This window comes from Streptomyces sp. NPDC059567, assembly GCF_042735655.1.
Lineage (GTDB): Bacteria > Actinomycetota > Actinomycetes > Streptomycetales > Streptomycetaceae > Streptomyces.
In genome coordinates, this window is record NZ_JBHWBS010000131.1 from 1 (window position 1) to 18756 (window position 18756).

The window sequence follows — 18756 nt, forward strand, 5'->3', positions numbered from 1 at the left end:
CCGCGTTCCCGCCCGACGAAGGCCCGGGAACGAACACGGGGTCGTCCGCGACGGCAACCCCGTCGGCGACCGACGACCCGGGCACGAGGGTGCCCTCGGCCGGGGGCCGGGCCGCGACGACGGCCGCGCCCTCGCGCAGCGGCGCGGGACCCCGCACGGCTCCGGCCGGTGACGGAGGTGCGTCGGCCGGAGCCGCCTCCGCCGGTGGCGGGAACCCGTCCGTGGGCGCGGTACGGGCGATCGTGTCCGTAGTCGCCTGGTCCGTGGTCATGAGGCCTCCGTGCGGTCCGCCGCCATGCCGAGCGCGTCCAGGAGCGCCGTACCCACTATCAGGTCGGCACCACCGAACTCGGGGTCGTCCAACTGCGTGCCGTCGTCGACGGCGAAGAGCAGGCGCTCCTCGCCCTGGCGGTACGCGGTGCCGACCGGGGGGCTCGCCGCGTGGACGGCGAGGAGGGCGACCAGGTACGGGAGGTCGGGGTCGCGGCGGCGGGCGTCGGCGAGCAGGCCGGAAAGGCGGCGCGGGGCATCGTGCTCCAGGTCGAGCAGCTCCATCGCGCTCGCCAGCTGCTCCTCGCTGAAGCGGCTGTCGTCCGGGGTGGCGATCAGGTCCGGCTCGGGCATCTCCGCGCCGAGGTGCTCGCGCTCCACCGGCGGGGTGAGCAGCATCTCGACCAGGTCCCCGACGCGCACCGAGGCGGGCGTGCGCAGTCCCGTGCCGCGGGCGAAGAAGGCGTCCGTGACCTTGGTCGCCTGCTCCACGGGGAGCGGCAGGATCGGCGCGACCAGCTGCCCGTACAGGTCTATCCCGGTGTACGAGGTGGGCGCGGCGAAGGCCTGCCGGTCCTGCTCGGCGCGGAAGAGCGGACCGGCCTCCAGGAGGCGGGACTGGAGCTGGGTGTGGCGGCGGATGCAGTCCTTGACGATGTCGACGAGCTCGGCGGCGCGGCGCTTGTGCTCGGCGTCCTCGGCCTCGTCGCGGGCCTTGCGGATGTTGGTGAGGATCGCGTTCTCGTGGCGGTAGCGGTCGGCGACGTGGTCGAGCGCCTCGGCGATCATGTCCGGAACGGCCTGGAGCCAGTCCACGGCACGGACGTTGCGCCGGGTCGCCTCCAGGGTCTTGCGGAGGGTCTCGGCGTACTGCACGGTCCGGTACCGCGCCTGCTCGGCGGCGAGCTGGGCGTCGGCGAGCCGTCCGCGGCTGATGAGGACCTCGAGCTTCACCTCGGCCGCGATCTGGGCGCTGGTGACGTCGGTGTCGAGGGCGCCGACGAGGACGTTCACCGCTTCGTCGGTGGTACGGAGGTAGACCCCGCCGCCGTAGCCGGGGACCTCTTCGAGAAGCTTGAAGTCGTAGTCGCGGCGGGTGTAGACGCCGTCGGCGCCGAACGTGCCGTAGACGGCGCGGAAGCCGCGGTCGACGCTGCCGACGTTGATCAGGTTCTCCAGGACCCAGCGGGCCACGCGCTCGTGCTCGGCGGCGGGGCGGCCGGGGGCCTGGGCGGCGACGCGGGGCAGGAGACGGGCGACGATCTGCTCGTGGTCGGCGCCGGTGTCGAAGTCCATGTTGAGCGTGACGAGGTCGATGGCGGCGAGGGCGACCTCGGCCATCGCGTAGACCGAGTACTCCCCGGCCAGGTTCGCCTTGCGGGTGTCCAGGTCGTGCAGCGGCGCGGTGCATGCGAGCGCGCGGAGGCGCCGCGCGAGCCCTTCGTCGGCGGCCGGGCCCTGCGCGGGCCGCGGCCCCGCGCTGAGCTGGGGCGGAACGAGGTCCGTCGAGGCAGGCGAAGTCACGGTGCACAGATTAGGTCCTCGCACCGACAACGGTCGAAACGACGCAGATGCCCCCCGCGGCGCGGGAGGACGTGGTAGCCCGGGTGCGACCGGCCCGCTCAGGCCTCCGGGGTCTGAGGCTCCTCGACCGCTTTCGCGTAGACCTCGACGATGCGGGTGCGGGAGTCGTCGAGGTAGCGGGCCAGGAGGCGCTCGGCCGTCGTGCGTTCGCCGGCGAGCAGGGCTTCCAGAATCTCCCGGTTTCGTACGAGATAAGGCTCGTGGAGACCGCGAGGGTCGTCGACGGTGTGGAACGCGAGACGGAGTTCGGCGAGGACGCCCCGCATCAGCTCGTCGGTGCGGGCGCTGCCGGCCAGGGCGACCAGTTCGCGATGGAAGTGGATGTTGGCGGTGGAGACGCCCTTCCAGTCCGCGTCGCGGGCGGCCCGCTCGCCCTCCTCGACCGCGGCGGCGAGACCGTCGACGGCGAACGGCGGCTGTCCGAGGTCGCGGACGACCGCGCATTCGACGAGGCGGCGGGTGCGGTAGATGTCGGCGACGTCCTCGACGGCGAGGACCCGCACGAAGACGCCCCGGTTGAGCTGGTGGACGAGCAGCCGTTCGTGCGTGAGCAGCCGGAACGCCTCGCGCAGCGTGTTGCGGGAGACGCCGAGCGCGCCGCCGATGCTGTCCTCGGAGAGCCGGGTGCCGGGCGGGAAGAAGCCCTCGGCGATGCGGGTGCGCAGGATGTCCGCCACCCGTTCCGCCGTGCTGGTCCGCCCGAGCAGCGCCCGGTCGTCCGCCAGTTCGTCGATTCCGCCCACGATGCCTTTTCCCTCCGTCGTCCGCGGCCGAGTCAATCGCAGGCGCCTCCGGGAAACAAGAACATGACGACATACCTCTTGTCGGATCGTTCAACGATCCTCTACGTTGACGACACCGCACGGTCCTTCAGCACGTCCTCAGGCACGCCTCCCCCTCTGCGAGGTGCAGATGAGCACGACACAGACCCAGCAGCAGACCCAGGGCGAACGGCCCGACGACACGGGCGCGTTCGCCTGGCTGCGAGCCCTCGGGCCGCGCGGCCGCCGCGCCTTCGGCGGCGCGTTCGGCGGATACGCCCTGGACTCCTACGACTTCTTCACGCTGCCGCTGTCGATGGTGGCCATCGCCGCCTACTTCTCCCTCGACAAGGGCCAGACCGGTCTGCTGACGACGGTCACCCTCGTCGTCTCGGCCATCGGCGGCGCGCTGGCGGGGATCCTCGCCGACCGCATCGGCCGGGTGAAGGCGCTGATGATCACGGTCATCACCTACGCGCTCTTCACCGTGCTGTGCGGCTTCGCACCCAACTACGAGACCCTGCTCGTCTTCCGGGCCCTCCAGGGCCTCGGTTTCGGCGGCGAGTGGGCCGTCGGCGCGATCCTGGTCGCCGAGTACGCCTCCGCCAAGCACCGGGGCCGTACCCTCGGCGGCATCCAGAGCGCCTGGGCGGCCGGCTGGGCGCTCGCGGTGATCGTCTACACGCTGGTCTTCCAGTTCGTCGACGCCGACATCGCCTGGCGGGTCCTGTTCTGGACCGGCGCCCTGCCGGCGCTCCTGGTGGTCTACGTCCGACGGAACGTCGAGGACGCGCCCCAGGCCGCCGAGATCCGGCGCACCTCCGCCGAACGCGGCTCGTTCACGGCCGTCTTCAAGGGGCCGCTGCTGCGCACCACGCTCTTCGCGGTGCTCCTGTCGACCGGCGTGCAGGGCGGCTACTACACCCTCGCCACCTGGGTCCCCACCTTCCTGAAGACGGAACGCGGTCTGACGGTGGTCGGCACCGGCGGCTATCTGACCTTCCTGATCTCCGGGGCCTTCATCGGCTATCTGACCGGGGGCTATCTCACGGACCGGCTCGGCCGGAAGAAGAACATCGCGCTCTTCGCCGCCCTGTCGGCGCTGTCCGTCCTCGCCTACACGAACATCCCCTCCGGGGCGAACACGCTCCTCCTGGTGCTCGGATTCCCCCTCGGCTTCTGCATGTCGGCCATCTTCAGCGGCTTCGGCTCCTTCCTCGCCGAGCTCTACCCGACGGCGGTCCGGGGCACGGGGCAGGGCTTCACGTACAACACCGGGCGCGCGGTGGGCGCGGTCTTCCCGACCCTGGTGGGCTTCCTCGCCGAGAGCTGGGGCGTCGGAGGCGCGCTGATCTTCGGAGCCGTCGGCTATGGCCTCGCCGTGCTCGCGCTGCTCGGGCTCCCGGAGACCCGCGGAAAGGAACTGGTATGACGTCCGCGCCGGGGCGGATGCTCGTCACCGCTGCACGCGCCGCCGAGTACCGCGTCGCTGCCTGACCCGTACCACCACGCCCCGGGAAGGAAGGAACCGTCACCATGACCTGGGCCTCGATCGATCTCAACGCCGACCTCGGAGAGGGCTTCGGCCGGTGGACACTGACCGACGACGAGCAGCTGCTCTCCGTGGTCACCAGCGCCAACGTGGCCTGCGGCTTCCATGCCGGGGACGCGGTCACCATGCGACGCGTCTGCGAGCTGGCGGCCGCGAAGGGCGTACGGATCGGGGCCCAGGTGTCGTACCGCGATCTGGCCGGCTTCGGCCGGCGCTCCATGGACGTGCCGGCCGAGGAGCTGGCGGCCGAGGTGGCGTACCAGATCGGCGCGCTGCAGGTCTTCGCCCGGGCGGCCGGATCGACCGTCTCGTACGTCAAGCCGCACGGGGCGCTCTACAACCGGGTGGTCCGCGACGAGGAGCAGGCCGCCGCGGTCGTCGACGGGGTGCGCCTGGCCGGGGGCGGGTTCCCCGTGCTCGGTCTGCCCGGCTCGCGGCTGCACGAGGCCGCCGAGAAGGCGGGCCTGCCCGTCGTCGCCGAGGCGTTCGGCGACCGGGCGTACACGGCGGACGGCTCCCTGCTGCCACGGGGGCAGGAGGGGGCCGTCGTCACCGACCCGGCGGAGGTCGTCGAACGATCGGTGTCCATGGCCCGGTTCGGGGTCGTGACCGCGCACTGCGGCCGGACCGTCGCCGTCCGGGCGCGGTCGCTCTGTCTGCACGGGGACACCCCGGGCGCGGTCGGCCTCGCCCGGCGGGTGCGCGACCGACTGGAGGCCACCGGAGTCAGGGTGGAGGCGTTCGCATGAGGGCGCGGCGCGTGTTCCGGGTCGGAGAGCGGGCCCTGCTCGTCGAGTTGGGGAGCGGCACGGAGACGGAGGCGTTCCACGCCGAACTGCTGCGCCGCCGGGCGGACGGTGCGCTGCCCTCCGTACGGGAGATCGTGCCGGCGGCGCGGACCGTACTGCTCGACGGGGTGGACACACCGGACCTGCTCGCCGGGCAGCTGCGGGAATGGTCGATACCGCCGCTCCACGCGCGCGTGGAGCGGGCCGTCGAGGTGCCGGTCCGCTACGACGGTCCCGATCTGGCAGAGGTCGCCGCGCTGTGGGGGGTGTCCGTGGAGACGGCGGCACGGATCCACTCGGGCACCGAGTTCCGGGTCGCGTTCTGCGGATTCGCGCCGGGGTTCGGCTATCTGACCGGGCTGGGCGAGCAGTACCAGGTGCCGCGCCGGGCCACTCCGCGCACGGCCGTCCCGGCTGGTTCGGTCGCGCTCGCGGGACCGTACACGGGCGTGTACCCGCGTTCCTCCCCCGGTGGCTGGCAGGTGATCGGCTCCACGGACACGGTCCTGTGGGACGCGGGCCGAGAGCCGGCCGCGCTGCTCACGCCCGGCGCGCGGGTGCGTTTCGTGATGGAGAGCCGGTGACCGATCGTGCTGTCTCGGTCGTACGGGCCGGAGCGCTGACCACCGTGCAGGACCTGGGGCGGACCGGGTACGCACATCTGGGCGTACCCCGCTCGGGGGCGCTGGATCCGGGGGCGGCCCGGCTGGTGAACCGGCTGGTCGGCAATCCGGAGGACGCGGCGGTCCTGGAGACCACGGTCGACGGGTGCGCGGTACGGCCCCGGTGCGCGGTGACCGTGGCGGTGGGCGGCGCGCCGTGCCCGGTCACCGTCGACGGACGCCCGGCCGCCTGGGGCGCGGCGGTACGAGTCGCGGCCGGGGCGCTCCTCGAGGTCGGCGCGGCCACCCGCGGCCTGCGCGCGTATGTGGGCTTCGGCGGCGGGGTCGCCGTCGAAGCCGTCCTCGGCAGCCGCTCCACCGACCTGCTGTCCGGGCTCGGCCCGGCGCCGCTGGCCGACGGGACCGTGCTGCCGCTGGGAGTGGAATCGGCCGTACGGGGGTCGGTCGACGCTCCGCCCTGGCCGGGCCCGCCGGACGAACTCGTCCTGCGGGTCCGGCTCGGGCCGCGGCACGACTGGTTCACACCCGGGGCGCTCCGCACCCTCGCCACGCGCGCGTACCGGGTCTCCTCGGCGAGCAACCGGATCGGGCTGCGCACGGAGGGGCCGCCGTTGGAGCGGGCCCGGACCGGCGAACTCCCCAGCGAGGGCATGGTCCTGGGCGCGGTCCAGGTGCCGCCGGACGGACGGCCGGTGGTTTTCCTCGCGGACCATCCGACCACCGGCGGCTATCCGGTCGTGGCGGTGGTACGGGAGTCCGACCTGGCGGCGGCCGCGCAGGCGGTGCCGGGGACCACGGTGCGGTTCGTGCCGCTGCGCTGAGCGCCGGGGGTGCGGGGCTCCGTACCGGAGGCCGTTCACGAGCGGGCGGGGCCGTAGCCTCCTCCGCCCGGGGTCCGCAGGACCAGGACGTCGTCCGGGCCGACCTCCGTGGCGTCGACTCCGCCGAGGTGCTCGACGGTGCCGTCGGCGCGCTCGACCAGGTTCTCCCCGAGCGCTCCGGGCTCCCCGTCGGCCATGCCGTAGGGCGGGACGCGGCGGTGGCCCGTCAGCAGGGTCACGGTCATCGGCTCCAGGAAGCGGAGGCGGCGCTCGACGCCGTCGCCGCCGTGCCACCGGCCGGCCCCGCCGCTGTCCCGGCGCACGGCGAAGGAGTCCACCCGGACCGGGTGGCGCCACTCCAGGATCTCGGGGTCGGTGAGCCGGGAGTTGGTCATGTGCGTCTGGACGGCGTCGGCCCCGTCGAAGCCGTCCCCCGCGCCCGAGCCGCTCGCGACCGTCTCGTAGTACTGCACGCGCGCGTTGCCGAAGGTCACGTTGTTCATCGTGCCCGAGCCCTCGGCCTGGACGCCGAGGGCCGCGTACAGGGCGCCGGTGACCGCCTGGGAGGTCTCCACGTTCCCGGCGACCGTCGCCGCCGGGTAGGCGGGGGCGAGCATGGATCCGGGCGGCACGCGGATGTCCAGGGGCTCCAGGCAGCCGCTGTTGAGGGGGATGTCGTCGGCGACGAGGGTACGGAAGACGTAGAGGACCGCGGCCATCACGACGGAGGTCGGCGCGTTGGCGTTGCCCGGTTGCTCGGGGGACGTGCCGGCGAAGTCGAGGACCGCGGAGCGCCGTTCGCGGTCGACGTGGACCGCGACCTGGACGACCGCGCCGGCGTCGGTCTCGTAGCGGTACGAACCGTCCTGGAGCCCGGCCACGATCCGGCGTACGGACTCCTCGGCGTTCGCCCGCACGTGCCGCATGTAGGCGTGGACGACGTCGAGGCCGAACTGGTCGACCATGGAGCGCAGTTCCTCGATCCCCTTCTCGTTGGCGGCGATCTGGGCGCGCAGGTCGGCGAGGTTGGTGTCCGGGTCGCGGGAGGGGTACCGGGCTTCGGCCAGCAGCGCCCGCGTCTCGTCCTCGCGCAGCCGACCGTCGCGTACGAGCAGCCAGTTGTCGAAGAGGACGCCCTCCTCGTGGACGGTCCGGCTGAACGCGGGCATGGAGCCGGGGGTGATGCCGCCGATCTCGGCGTGGTGTCCGCGCGAGGCGACGAGGAACAGCAGGTCGTCCCCTGAATCGTCGAAGACCGGTGTCACCACCGTGACGTCCGGGAGGTGGGTGCCGCCGTGGTAGGGGTCGTTGATGGCGTAGACGTCCCCGGGACGCAGGGAGTCCCCTCCCCTCCGCAGCACCTCCTTGATGGACTCGCCCATGGAACCGAGGTGCACGGGGATGTGGGGCGCGTTGGCGATCAGGTTGCCCTCGGCGTCGAACAGGGCGCAGGAGAAGTCGAGTCGCTCCTTGATGTTGACGGAGTGGGCGGTGTTCTCCAGACGTACGCCCATCTGCTCGGCGATCGACATGAAGAGGTTGTTGAAGACCTCCAGGAGGACGGGGTCGACGTCCGTGCCGACCGCCACGCGCGCGGGGCGGGGCACCGCACGGGTGAGGACGAGGTGGCCGCCGTCGCCGGCCGTGACCCGCCAGCCGGGGTCGACGACGGTGGTGGCGTCGGCCTCGGCCAGGATCGCGGGGCCGGTGACGGTGTCCCCGGGGCGCAGGTCCTCGCGCCGGTACAGCGGGGTGTCGCCCGCCGTGCCGGTTCCCGCGCCGTGCATCCGTACCGTCGCCCGAGGTGTGGGATCCCCGTCCCGTACGCCCGTCTCGACGGCCACCGGGCCGTGTGGTCCGGCGATGCCGACGGCCTCCACGGAGACGGCCTCGACGACGAGCGGCCGGTCCATGGTGAAGGCGTACCGCGCACGGTGGAGGGCCGTGAACGCCTCGGTCATCTCCTCGGCGGCGGCCAGGTCGACCTGGAGGCTCGCGTCCGTGCCTGCGTAACGCAGCAGCACGCGCGCGTGGGTGGTGATCGCGGAGTCGGACAGGCCGTCGGCGCGCAGTTCTCCCCTGGTCCTCTCGGCGAGTCCGGCGCAGAGCTCCGTCACGCGCGCGTGCGTCCCGGGAGCGTGGAGCTCCGCCTCGACCGACTGCTCGCGCATGGCGGTGGCGTCGGCGAGGCCGATGCCGTACGCGGAGAGCACGCCGGCCAGCGGCGGTACGAGGACGGTGTCGACGCCCAGGGCGTCGGCGACGGCGCAGGCGTGCTGGCCGCCCGCGCCGCCGAAGCTGGTGAGGGCGTAGCGGGTGATGTCGTGGCCGCGCTGGACGGAGATCTTCTTGACGGCGTTGGCCATGTTGAGGACGGCGATCTCCAGGAAGCCGGCGGCGACCTCCTCGGGGGTGCGTCCGCCGCCGGTCTCCCGGGCGAGGGCGGTGAACTTCTCGCGCACGACAGCGGCGTCGAGCGGCTGGTCGCCGCCCGGTCCGAAGACGGCGGGGAAGTGGTCGGGCTGGACGCGGCCGAGCATCACGTTGGCGTCGGTGACGGTGAGCGGGCCGCCGCGGCGGTAGCAGGCCGGGCCGGGGACGGCACCCGCGGAGTCGGGGCCGACGCGGTAGCGCCGGCCGTCGTAGTGGAGGACGGATCCGCCGCCCGCGGCGACGGTGTGGATGTTCATCATCGGGGCGCGCATCCGCACGCCGGCGACCTGTGTACCCAGTTCACGCTCGAACTCGCCCGCATAGTGCGACACATCGGTGGACGTGCCGCCCATGTCGAAGCCGATCACCCGGTCGAAACCCGCCTGTTCCGAGGTGCGGGCCATGCCGACGACGCCTCCGGCCGGCCCGGACAGGACGGCGTCCTTGCCTCGGAAGTGGGCGGCCTCGCGCAACCCGCCGTTGGACTGCATGAACATCAGCCGGATCCCGGCGAGTTCACGGGCCACCTCGTCGACGTACCGGCGCAGGATCGGGGAGAGGTAGGCGTCGACGACGGTGGTGTCGCCGCGGGGCACGAGCTTGATGAGCGGGCTGACCTCGTGGGAGCAGCTGATCTGGGTGAAGCCGAGCGCTCGGGCGCGGGCGGCGATCCGGGTCTCGTGGTCGGGGTGCCGGTATCCGTGCATGAGGACGACGGCGGCGGAGCGGTAGCCGGCGCGGTGGGCGGCCCGCAGCTCCTCGACGACGGCGTCCTCGTCGAGCGGCCTGACGACGCGGCCGTGGGCGTCGACCCGTTCGGGGACCTCGATCACCCGCTCGTACACGGCCTCGGGGAGCACGATGTGGCGGTCGAAGAGCCGGGGACGGTTCTGGTAGGCGATGCGCAGGGCGTCGCGGAAGCCCTCCGTGATGACGAGGACGGTCGGCTCGCCGCGCCGCTCCAGGAGGGCGTTGGTGGCGACGGTGGTGCCCATCTTGACGACGTCGATCCGATCGGCGGGGACCGGTTCGTCGGGGCCGAGCCCGAGGAGGAGACGGATCCCCGCGACGGCGGCGTCGTGCGGGCGGGACGGGTCGTGGGAGAGGAGCTTGCGGGTGACGAGCCGCCCGTCGGGCCGCCGGCCCACGACGTCGGTGAAGGTGCCGCCACGGTCGATCCAGAACTCCCAGCGCCCGGTCATTCCCCCATTGTGGCCACCGGCACGTCCAGCGACACCGCCGCGAGGGCGGCGGACAGGGCGTGTTCGGCCCGCCGGTCGAGCCGGGCGCCGGTGCCACCCGCCCAGTGGCGCAGCTCGGAGCCCGCCAGGTGCAGCAGCTGGGGCAGCAGGTCGTGGCAGCGCCGTACGACCCAGCCGGTACCGGCGGTGGCGAGCCAGAGCGCCGCCTCCGCGCGGGTGGGCGGGGGCTGTTCGGGCTCGGGCGAGGGAGGCGTGCCGTGGGCGAGGCCACGGGCGGCCAGGAGGGAGTGGAACCGTGCGGCGATCGCCCGGTGGCCGCGCTCGCCGGGGTGGAGCCGGTCGGCGCTCCACAGGGAGCGGTCGTCGGTCCACTGTGCGTCGGCGAGGTGGAGATGGACAGCGTCGTAGCGGTCGGACACCGCGTGGACGAGGGCGTTGACGGCCTTCTGGCGCCGGGCGAGCGGCCGGGCGAGCGGGGCGGGGAGGCCGAGCATCCGGCCGGGGTCGGGCAGACAGGCGGTGAGGAGTACGGCTCCGCTCGCCGAGAGGTCCGCGCAGACCCGGTCGAGGCGGCGGGCGAGCCTGGCTATGTCGAAGGTGTGGCGCAGGGTGTCGTTGACCCCGACGACGACGGAGGCCAGGTCGGGCCGGAACGCCACGGCTGCGGGGGCCTGCTGCTCGGCCACCTCCTGGCTCTGGGCCCCGCTGAGGGCGAGGTTCCGGAACTCGACGCGCTGGGCCGGCCCGCCGAGCCCATCGGCGAGCAAGGCTGCCCAGCCGCGCCAGGCCCCGTCGACACGGTCTCCGACGCCCTCACTGAGGGAGTCCCCGAGGACGGCGAAGCGAACGACGACGGCGGGTTCGACCCCGACGGGCGGGGGCGCGGTGTCGGGGCCCCGCCGCTGTGCGGGAAGCAGGTCCACGCGCGCGTGGTGGGCGTCGACGGGGTCGAGCGTCGGGGCGGTGGCCACGTGCGGGCTCACGGCCGGGGTCGGCGGTTGGGCGGTGTGCGCATGCGGGCCCTCGGCCGGGGCCGGCGCTTGGGCGGTGTCGGCGGGGAGGGTCCCGGCCGGGGACGGCGCTTGGGCGGTGTCGGCGGGGAGGGTCCCGGCCGGGGACGGCGGCCGGACGGTGCTCGGCATCTCGCGTACGCCGACGCTGGTCCCCGCCGCAGCGAGCGGCCGGGCGCTGCTCGCGTGGACGGTCTCGACCGTGGCCTGCGGCGGCCGGGCCGTTCCCGCCGTGTCCAGCGACTCCGGGGGGCCCGCGGTCGGGGGGAACGTGGTGGTCATGTCCGGACTCCCTGCGGCGGGACGAGGATCGAGGCCGGGGCCGCGTCGTGGGCCTGGAGGAAGGCGGCGATCGAGCGGTCCCAGCCGAAGAGTTCGGCACGCGCGCGTGCCGCCGCGCGGCGCTCCTGCTCCGGGCGGGCGAGCAGGGAGCGGATGCTCGCGGCGAAGGCGGCCGGGTCGTCGGCCGCACCGGCTCCCGCGTCGCCGAGCACCTCGGGAAGCGCCGAGGAGGCGCTGGCCACCACCGGCGTGCCGCAGGCGAGGGCCTCCAGCGCGGACAGGCCGAACGTTTCAGCAGGCCCGGGGGCCAGGCACAGGTCGGCGGCGGCCTGGAGATCGGCCAGGGTCTCGCGGTCCGCGACGTGCCCCAGGAACCGCACCGGCAGCCGCTCGTCCCGCGCCCGGCGCTCCAGCGCGGCCCGCATCGGCCCGTCGCCGGCCACGACGAGCGCGGCCCTGACCCCGGCGGCGCGAACGTGGGCGAGCGCGTCCAGGGCCGTTCCCGGGCGCTTCTCCACGGAGAGCCGCGAGCACATCAGCAGCAGCACCCGCTGACCGTCCGCGTGCTTGGCCCGAAGGACGGTACTGCGCCGCCCGGGCCTGCAACGGTCCAGGTCCACGCCGAGCGGCGCCCGTACGACATTACGGGCCCCGATCCGTACGAACTCCCGCTCCGCCCACTCCGTCGTGCACACGATCCGCGAATACGCCCACGCCGTACGGCGGTTGAGCCGGTCCGCGGCCTGGGCGGCGGCCGCCGACGGTACGCCCCAGGTCCGCAGTACGCCGTCCGCCGTCTCGTGGGAGACCATCACCGAGGGCACCCGGGCGCGTCTGGCCCACTCCCCCGTCCAGCGCAGGGTGGTCCGGTCGGAGACCTCCAGACGGTCCGGCGCGAGCTCCTCGAGGAGTCGTCGTAGGCGCCGACGGTCGGCGAGGACGCGGTAGCCGCCGGTCCCGGGCAGCACGGGGCCGGGGAGTGTGATGACCCGCCCCTGATCGGTGACCTGATCGCTCCCGACGTCTCCGGGGACGATCAGGACGGGCTCGTGCCCGGCCGCGAGGTAGCCGCGGCCGAGCTGTTCGAGTGCCGTGCGCAGGCCGCCGGAGGTGGGGGTGACGAAGTTGGCGAGCCGCACGATCCGCAAGGGCCGCCGCCCGCCGTGGGCGTCCGCGCCGGGTCCGTCACCGCGGAGGGCATCCCTGCCACGAGCACCCGCGCCGCCGACGTCCGTGCCACGGGCGCCCGCATCGAGGAGGCCCGTGCCGACAACGTCCCGGTCGCGGGCACCCAGACCGTGGACGTCGGCGCCGAGAGCACCCGTACCGCGGACTTCGGCGCCAACCGCCTCCGCGCCAAGGGCACCCGTGCCGCCGAGGCCTCCCGCGCCGACGACGTCCGCTCCGAGGCCCCCCGCGCCTGCCACGTTCCTTCCGAAGACGTTCATGCCGCGACCGCCGTCCGCTCGCGCAGGACCTCCAGATAGTGGCCGATCAGTTCGTCGCCGACGGCCTCCCAGGTCCGGTCCTCGACCGCCGCCCGACCGGCGCGCCCGTAGGCGGCGCGCAGTGCCGGTGCCGCGGCGAGGGAGGCGACGGCCTCCCTCAGCGCGGTCGGGTCGTCCGGGGGGACGAGGAGTCCGGTCCGCCGGTGGTCGACGAGGTCCAGCGGCCCGCCCGCGGCCGGGGCGACCACGGGGACGCCGCTCGCCATCGCCTCCTGGACGGTCTGGCAGAACGTCTCGTACGGACCGGTGTGCGCGAACACGTCGAGCGAGGCGAAGATCCTCGCCAGGTCCGTGCCGGTGCGGCGGCCGAGGAACTCCGCGCCGGGGAGGGCGCTGCGCAGGCCGGCACCGCTCGGGCCGTCGCCGACGACCACGACCCGGACGCCGGGCAGTCCGCACACCCCGGAGAGCAGTTCGACCCGCTTCTCGGGGGCGAGGCGGCCGATGTAGCCGACGAGGAGTTCGCCGCCCGGGGCGAGCTCGCGGCGCAGGGCCTCGTCGCGCAGCTCGGGGCGGAAGCGGACGGTGTCGACGCCGCGCCGCCAGAGCCGTATGCGGGCGATCCCGTGCGTCTCCAGGTCGCGCGCGGCGGCGGTGGACGGCGCGAGCGTGCGGTCGGCGGCGCCGTGCACCGCCCGGAGCCGGCGCCAGGCGGCGCCCTCGCCCGCGCCCACGTAGGTGCGGGCGTAGCCGGCGAGGTCGGTCTGGTAGACGGCGACGGCGGGCAGTCCCAGCCGGGTCGCGGCGGCCATGCCGCGCACGCCGAGGACGAAGGGGCTCGCCAGGTGCACCAGGTCGGCCCGGTGTGCGGCGATGGCGGCGGTGAGGCGGCGGCTGGGCAGGGCGACGCGCACCTGCGGATAGCCGGGCAGCGGGAGGGACGGTACGCGCACCACGGGGCAGGGGGCGTCGAAGTCCGTGGGGTCGGCGGGTCCGGTCACGGGAACGGCCGGGGCGATGACGAGCGGGTCATGACCGCGGCGGACGAGGTGGCGCGCGGTCTGCAGGGCGCAGTGCGCCACACCATTGACGTCGGGTGGGAAGGATTCGGTGACGATGACGACACGCATACCGGTGTTGTCGTCGCGCCCGGCGTGTTCCCGCCGACGTTGATCTGGACACGCGGGGAACGTCCCATGAGCGTTTGCCCCGCCGGGCGTCATCGCCGCCGGGCCCCGCCCCACGACCGGGCGTCATCGCCCCCGGGCCCCGCCCCACGACCGGGCGTCATCGGCCCCGGGCCCGCCGCTGCGCGGGCTCCACCGAACACCACGCCGGGGCTCCACCCGCCCGAGGCCCACCGTCCGTTGCGAGAGGCGGGCGCCATCCCGGCGGGCCGGGCGACCCCACTCGACCGCGCTCGGACGGGGCGGGCATCCGCTCGGCCTTCGCTCGCACGGGGTCGCGCCCCCTCGCCCGGCCGGACACTCCCGCGGCGGCCACTTCAGAAGCGCGCGCCCCGGCCGGGCGCCCCCGCAGCGCGCCGAAGCGGCGCCCGCCCCCTCAGACCTGCAGGTCCGGTCCTATCCGGTTGCGGACCGCCGTCTGGACCTCGGCCTCCTCGGCCGGGTCGGCCGCCAGGCGGCGCAGTCGCTCCGCGACCCGTACGTCACCGGTCTCGGCGTGCAGCGCCGCGACCTCGCGCGTGGTCTCCTCGCAGTCCCAGAGGCATTCGACGGCGAAACCCGTCGGGAAAGTCGGGTCGGTGGCCGCGAGGGCGCGGGCCGTGCGGCCGCGCAGTTGGGAGGAGGCCGTCTCTCGGTAGACGTGGCGCAGCACGGGGGCCGCGCAGGCGATGCCGAGGCGGCCGGCGCCGTCGACGAGGGTGTAGAGGGCGGTCGCGTCGGGGCCTTCGGCCCGGACCGTCTCGCGCAGGGCGCCGAGGACGAGCAGGGCGTCCTGGGCGCCGCCGCGGCAGGCGAGGACTCCGGCGGCGGCCGCGCCCAGCGCGTCGGGCCGGTGGACCCAGCCGCGGGCGCGGTCGACGGCGGGCTCGCCGCACATGCGCTCGAACGCGGAGACGGCGGCTTCGGCGACGGTGGGGGAGTCGCTGCCGGCGGCGGCCTCGATGAGGTCGAGGACGGCGGGGTCGCGTGATTCGGCGAGGTAGTGGAGGGCGGCGCAGCGCGCGCCGTCGGGTCCGCTGCGGGCGGCCTCGACGATGACCGGCCGGTCCTCGGGGCCGGCGACGGCGGTCAGGCAGCGGGCGGCGGGGCCGTGGAGCACCGCGCCGCGCTCCAGGCCTTCCTGGGCCCAGTCGAAGACCGCCTGGACGCTCCAGCCGGGGCGGGGGCCGCTCGGGCGCATCTGGCGCTGCCAGCGGTCGAAGGAGCCCTGTTCCTGGGCGGCCCTGACCCGGGCGCCGACGGCGTCGCGCTGGTCCTCGGCCCACAGCCGCCACGGCCGGGGCTCGAAGGCGTCCCGTACGGTGCTCGCCAGTTCGGCGTCGCCCTCCGGGGTGGCCGGGAAGCGGGCGAGGATCGGGGCGGCGAGCGAGCGCAGTCCGGCGTCGTCGTCACGCAGGGCGAGCTCGTCGAGGGCCCAGGCCCAGTTGGTGCCGGTCGCGGCGTACCGCCGGAGCAGCACCAGGGCGTCCTGGCGGCCGTAGGAGGCGAGGTGTCCGAGGACGGCGAGCGCGAGCCCGGTCCTGTTCTCCTCGGTGTCGAAGTGGTCCTCGGCGCCGAAGAGGTGGGTCTCGATCTCCGTGAGCCCGCCGTGCAGGTCGAGGTACAGGCGCGCGTAGTAGAGGGAGCGGTTCTCGACCTGCCAGTCCTGGCGGGGGTCGCTGAGAACGCAGTGGTTGAGGGCCGTGAGGGCCTCGGCGCGTGGCGCGGCGAGCGCGTGCAGGGTGCCGTCGCCGCGGCCCCTCTGCAACAGGCCGAGCAGGGTGCCGCTCGGCGCTATGACTGGTTCGAACATGGAAGATGCCTCACATCAAGCTGTCGACACGACCGGGAGTACCGGGGACTGGTGATCGCCTAGGCCGCGCAGCAACATGTTCGGCCGCCCGTCGTCCTTCGCTTGGTGTTGACCATCTTCCTCTGCCTCTCGTCGGTGGCCCGTTGCGGGCCCGACGTCATGATGACCCAGCCATTTCGCCACCGCGACCACATTTACGACACCGCTCTCACCTGGGGTTCAGTGCCCGTTCACCCGGATCTTCACCGGGCGTCGAACAGCTCCAGGAGTTCTGTCTTCCCAAACATCCGAGCAGTATCCACGGCAGACGGAGTCCCCGCTTCCGGATTTGCGCCGCCGGCGAGCAGCGCACGGACGACGGCGTCCTCGCCCTTGAAGACCGCGCCGGCGAGCGGGGTCTGGCCGCGGTCGTTGGCGCGGTCCCCGTCGGCGCCCCGGGCCAGCAGGGCGGCGACCGCCGCCGCGTGACCGTGATAGGCGGCGAGCATGACGAGCGAGTCGCCCCGGTCGTTGGTGAGGTCGGCCGGGACGCCCGCGTCGACGTAGGCGGCCAGGGTCTCGGCGTCGCCCGTCCGCGCGAGGTCGAAGACCTTGCTCGCCAGCTCGATGACCTCGGGGTCCGGAGTCTCGCTCATCGGACGTGTCCGCCTTTCCGTTCCGTCGCGCACGTGGATTCCCGTGCGGGTGGCATGCGCACGGCGACAAGGCCGTACGAGTGAATCGACAGGGTACTGCCCGTCCCGCGACATGACCGGGCGCGTCCACGGCAAAGATCACCTAGCGCGCTCCGGGCATTTCGCCACTCGGGCACGCCCTCCGCCTCCGCCAGTCAAGTGAAATCGCCCATCTTTCACCCATATGCACCTTTAATCGCATAGATACTTCCTGTGAACCTGGAAGGACTCATGGTGACTGTCCCCTCAACCAGGAGAACCCCTCATGATCCTGTCCATCTCAGGCGTGGTCCTGCTCGGCATCATCTGCTTCCTGTTCTTCAAGAAGGACGGCATGAAGGCGTCCCACGCCCTCGTCAGCTCCCTCTTCGGCTTCTACCTCGCGGGCACCGCCATCGCCCCGAGCATCACCGCAGGCGGACAGAGCCTCGCCAGCCTCTTGGGCGGGATCAAGTTCTGACGCCCCACACCCCCTTCCACAACTCCAGGAGTACGACGTGGCCCGGCGACCACTCCCCCGCATTCTGAGCAGCGGCAGCGACCGGATCGCTCGCAGTCGAGAGATCGCGCGCACGGCCGCCGACAGCGCCACCGACGTGCTCCATCCGCTGATCACCATCACGCGTGGTCTGCGGAAGCTGGCCGCGACCGCGCGTGCCAGGTGGGCCGCGACCCCGAAGGAGCGGCGCGGTCCCACGCTGCTCCTGGTCGCGGCCTGCGTCCTCGTCCTCGCGCTCGTCCCGTACGGTCCGCTCCTCGCCCTCGTCTCGCTGATGGGCGCCGCCGCCTGGAAGGGGCGCGAGCGCCCGGTCGTGAAGACCGGGCCCGACGAGGCCGAGATCGAGCGGCTCAAGGGCCTCTACGAGGCACTGGTGCCGTACTTCTCCGTCCCCGAGGACCCGGCTCCGCTCTTCGCCCACGGCGGCGACTGGACCGGCCCGTTCGGGGACCACGCCTTCGACGACGGCGGGCGTCTCACCCGCCTGCGGATCAAGTACCCCGCGTACTTCACCGACGGGGAGACCGTCTCCCGCGCCCGGATCGAGCAGCTGCTGCATGCCAAGTCGGGCCGTGGCCGCGAGTACCTCTTCGACTGGGACGAGGAGGGCAACCAGCTCGTCATGAGCGTGCTGCCGCCCCTTCCGACCACGATCGCCGCCCAGCGCTTCGTCACCGTGCCGGGCGAGACGGTCCTCGGCTTCACCGACGCCGACGCCGTCCAGCGGACCGTGCCGGTGCAGGCCGCCGACGGGGCGGAGGACGCGCCCCCGGTCGTCTGGCGCACCGGTCCGCGCTCCACGGAGCCGCATCTGCTCGCCGTCGGCCAGCCCGGCAGCGGCACGACCTCCCTCCTGCGCTCCATCGCGCTCCAGGCCCTGCCGCACGGCGACGTACTGATCGTCGAGGGCAGCGGCACCGGCGAGTACGCCTGTCTGACCGGCCGCGCCGGAGTCCTGGCCGTCGAGTGCGGCCTCACCGGCGCGCTGGCGAGCCTGGAGTGGGCGGCCCACGAGACCGAGCGGCGGCTGATCGCCGCGAACCGGGCCCGTCAGGCGGGTCACCCCGCGCCCGACGACACCAGGCGTCCGCTGTGGATCCTGCTGGACCGGCCGAGCGTCCTCGGTCACCTGGCGGCGGCCGACGGCCGGCCCGACCCGCAGGACCTGCTCCAGGTGCCGCTGCGGCACGGCAGGGCCGCGCAGGTCACGGTGGTGGTGGCGGAGCAGTTCGACAGCATGGAGACGCTCGGCGAGACGGTACGCACGCACACCCGCGCCCGGGTCGTGCTCGGCCCCGCCTCGCCCGGTCAGATCGCGTCGGTCCTCGGCGTCGGGCCGCACACCACCCCGGTCCCGGTCGTCCCGCCGGGCCGTGGCTACGCCCGCCTCGGCAGCGGCCGGGTCCTCCGGCTCCAGGTGCCGGCGACACCCGATCCGTTCGACGAGGCGACGAGCGAGGCCCAGCGCCAGGCCGTCCTGGCGCTCCTGCCGGAGCGGCAGACCGCCACGGGTACGGCGGTCGAGGCGGCTCCCGGCTCGGCGCCGGACCCCGGCCCCGCCGTCGTGACGAAGCCCGCCGCCCACGCACCCGACCCCGGACCGGCCCCACGCCACGCCCCGGTCCCGGCCGAAGGCTGACACAGAACAGACGCCGGAGGGCGGGTACGGACCCACGGTCCCCACCCGCCCTCCGGTGAGGCTCCAGGCCGGACACGCCCTAGGGGGGGTGTCTTGCCGATCATGCCGGGCTCGCGGCGTCTGGCACCGCGCCTCGCCGCGTTGTCGTCGGTCGGCATGGCTCCGCCATGCCTCCCTCCTCCGCCTTGCGA

At 74.1% G+C, this 18756-nt stretch carries 15 protein-coding genes and 1 pseudogene; 7 read left to right on the forward strand and 9 right to left on the reverse strand.

Going from position 1 to position 18756, the window contains the following annotated elements; genetic code table 11:
* The 3 genes and pseudogenes from ACFVZW_RS34245 to ACFVZW_RS34255 all read right to left on the reverse strand — a co-directional run.
* Positions 1–271 (reverse strand): annotated as a pseudogene (locus tag ACFVZW_RS34245) (hypothetical protein); the annotation flags it as partial.
* A complete protein-coding gene (locus tag ACFVZW_RS34250; protein WP_384529875.1) occupies positions 268–1794 on the reverse strand; it encodes a hypothetical protein in 1527 nt (508 codons plus the stop codon). The pseudogene ACFVZW_RS34245 and the gene ACFVZW_RS34250, both read right to left, overlap by 4 nt.
* A 98-nt stretch (positions 1795–1892) precedes the next feature.
* Positions 1893–2597: a GntR family transcriptional regulator gene (locus ACFVZW_RS34255; protein WP_384529878.1), complete on the reverse strand. Its 705-nt coding sequence runs from the start codon at positions 2595–2597 to the stop codon at positions 1893–1895.
* 169 nt (positions 2598–2766) lie between these two features.
* Here ACFVZW_RS34255 and ACFVZW_RS34260 point away from each other — a divergent pair, with 169 nt between their 5' ends.
* The 4 genes from ACFVZW_RS34260 (at position 2767) to ACFVZW_RS34275 (ending at position 6399) form a co-directional block, all read left to right on the forward strand.
* Positions 2767–4047, forward strand: a complete 1281-nt coding sequence (locus ACFVZW_RS34260; protein ID WP_384529880.1) for an MFS transporter — start codon at positions 2767–2769, stop codon at positions 4045–4047.
* Positions 4048–4151: 104 nt separating this feature from the next.
* Positions 4152–4916: a LamB/YcsF family protein gene (locus ACFVZW_RS34265; protein WP_384529883.1), complete on the forward strand. Its 765-nt coding sequence runs from the start codon at positions 4152–4154 to the stop codon at positions 4914–4916.
* Positions 4913–5539 (forward strand): allophanate hydrolase subunit 1, encoded by a 627-nt coding sequence (locus ACFVZW_RS34270; RefSeq protein WP_383561000.1) that lies wholly within the window; start codon positions 4913–4915, stop codon positions 5537–5539. The genes ACFVZW_RS34265 and ACFVZW_RS34270 overlap by 4 nt, the downstream gene beginning before the upstream one ends.
* Positions 5536–6399 carry a biotin-dependent carboxyltransferase family protein gene (locus tag ACFVZW_RS34275; protein ID WP_384529886.1) on the forward strand — a complete coding sequence of 288 codons (864 nt, stop codon included), beginning with the start codon at positions 5536–5538 and terminating at the stop codon, positions 6397–6399. The genes ACFVZW_RS34270 and ACFVZW_RS34275 overlap by 4 nt, the downstream gene beginning before the upstream one ends.
* A 35-nt stretch (positions 6400–6434) precedes the next feature.
* Here the strand turns inward: ACFVZW_RS34275 and ACFVZW_RS34280 are convergent, their stop codons facing one another.
* The 3 genes from ACFVZW_RS34280 to ACFVZW_RS34290 are packed head-to-tail and all read right to left on the reverse strand — an operon-like array spanning position 6435 to position 12474.
* Entirely contained in the window at positions 6435–10034 is a 3600-nt protein-coding gene (locus ACFVZW_RS34280; RefSeq protein WP_384529888.1) for a hydantoinase B/oxoprolinase family protein, read from the reverse strand.
* On the reverse strand, positions 10031–11326 hold the full coding sequence (locus ACFVZW_RS34285) for a GDSL-type esterase/lipase family protein (protein ID WP_384529891.1): 1296 nt from the start codon (positions 11324–11326) through the stop codon (positions 10031–10033). Before ACFVZW_RS34285 ends, ACFVZW_RS34280 begins: the two co-directional genes overlap by 4 nt.
* Positions 11323–12474, reverse strand: a complete 1152-nt coding sequence (locus ACFVZW_RS34290; protein ID WP_384529894.1) for a glycosyltransferase — start codon at positions 12472–12474, stop codon at positions 11323–11325. The genes ACFVZW_RS34285 and ACFVZW_RS34290 overlap by 4 nt, the downstream gene beginning before the upstream one ends.
* Positions 12475–12489: 15 nt before the next feature.
* Between ACFVZW_RS34290 and ACFVZW_RS34295 the strand changes: the two genes are divergently transcribed.
* Entirely contained in the window at positions 12490–12813 is a 324-nt protein-coding gene (locus ACFVZW_RS34295; RefSeq protein ID WP_384529897.1) for a hypothetical protein, read from the forward strand.
* On the opposite strand, the gene ACFVZW_RS34300 is transcribed toward ACFVZW_RS34295, so the two are convergent.
* The 3 genes from ACFVZW_RS34300 to ACFVZW_RS34310 form a co-directional block, all read right to left on the reverse strand.
* Positions 12771–13904, reverse strand: coding sequence for a glycosyltransferase family 4 protein (locus tag ACFVZW_RS34300; RefSeq protein WP_383560992.1), 1134 nt, complete (start codon positions 13902–13904; stop codon positions 12771–12773). The genes ACFVZW_RS34295 and ACFVZW_RS34300 overlap by 43 nt on opposite strands.
* A gap of 433 nt (positions 13905–14337) precedes the next feature.
* On the reverse strand, positions 14338–15753 hold the full coding sequence (locus ACFVZW_RS34305) for a HEAT repeat domain-containing protein (protein WP_384529900.1): 1416 nt from the start codon (positions 15751–15753) through the stop codon (positions 14338–14340).
* 242 nt (positions 15754–15995) lie between these two features.
* A complete protein-coding gene (locus tag ACFVZW_RS34310; protein ID WP_384529903.1) occupies positions 15996–16388 on the reverse strand; it encodes an ankyrin repeat domain-containing protein in 393 nt (130 codons plus the stop codon).
* Positions 16389–16692: 304 nt separating this feature from the next.
* On the opposite strand from ACFVZW_RS34310, the gene ACFVZW_RS34315 reads away from it, so the two are divergent.
* Entirely contained in the window at positions 16693–16887 is a 195-nt protein-coding gene (locus ACFVZW_RS34315) for a hypothetical protein (protein WP_329122987.1), read from the forward strand.
* Positions 16888–16924: 37 nt separating this feature from the next.
* Positions 16925–18565, forward strand: a complete 1641-nt coding sequence (locus ACFVZW_RS34320) for a hypothetical protein (RefSeq protein ID WP_384529906.1) — start codon at positions 16925–16927, stop codon at positions 18563–18565.
* The last annotated feature ends 191 nt before the right edge of the window (positions 18566–18756 follow it).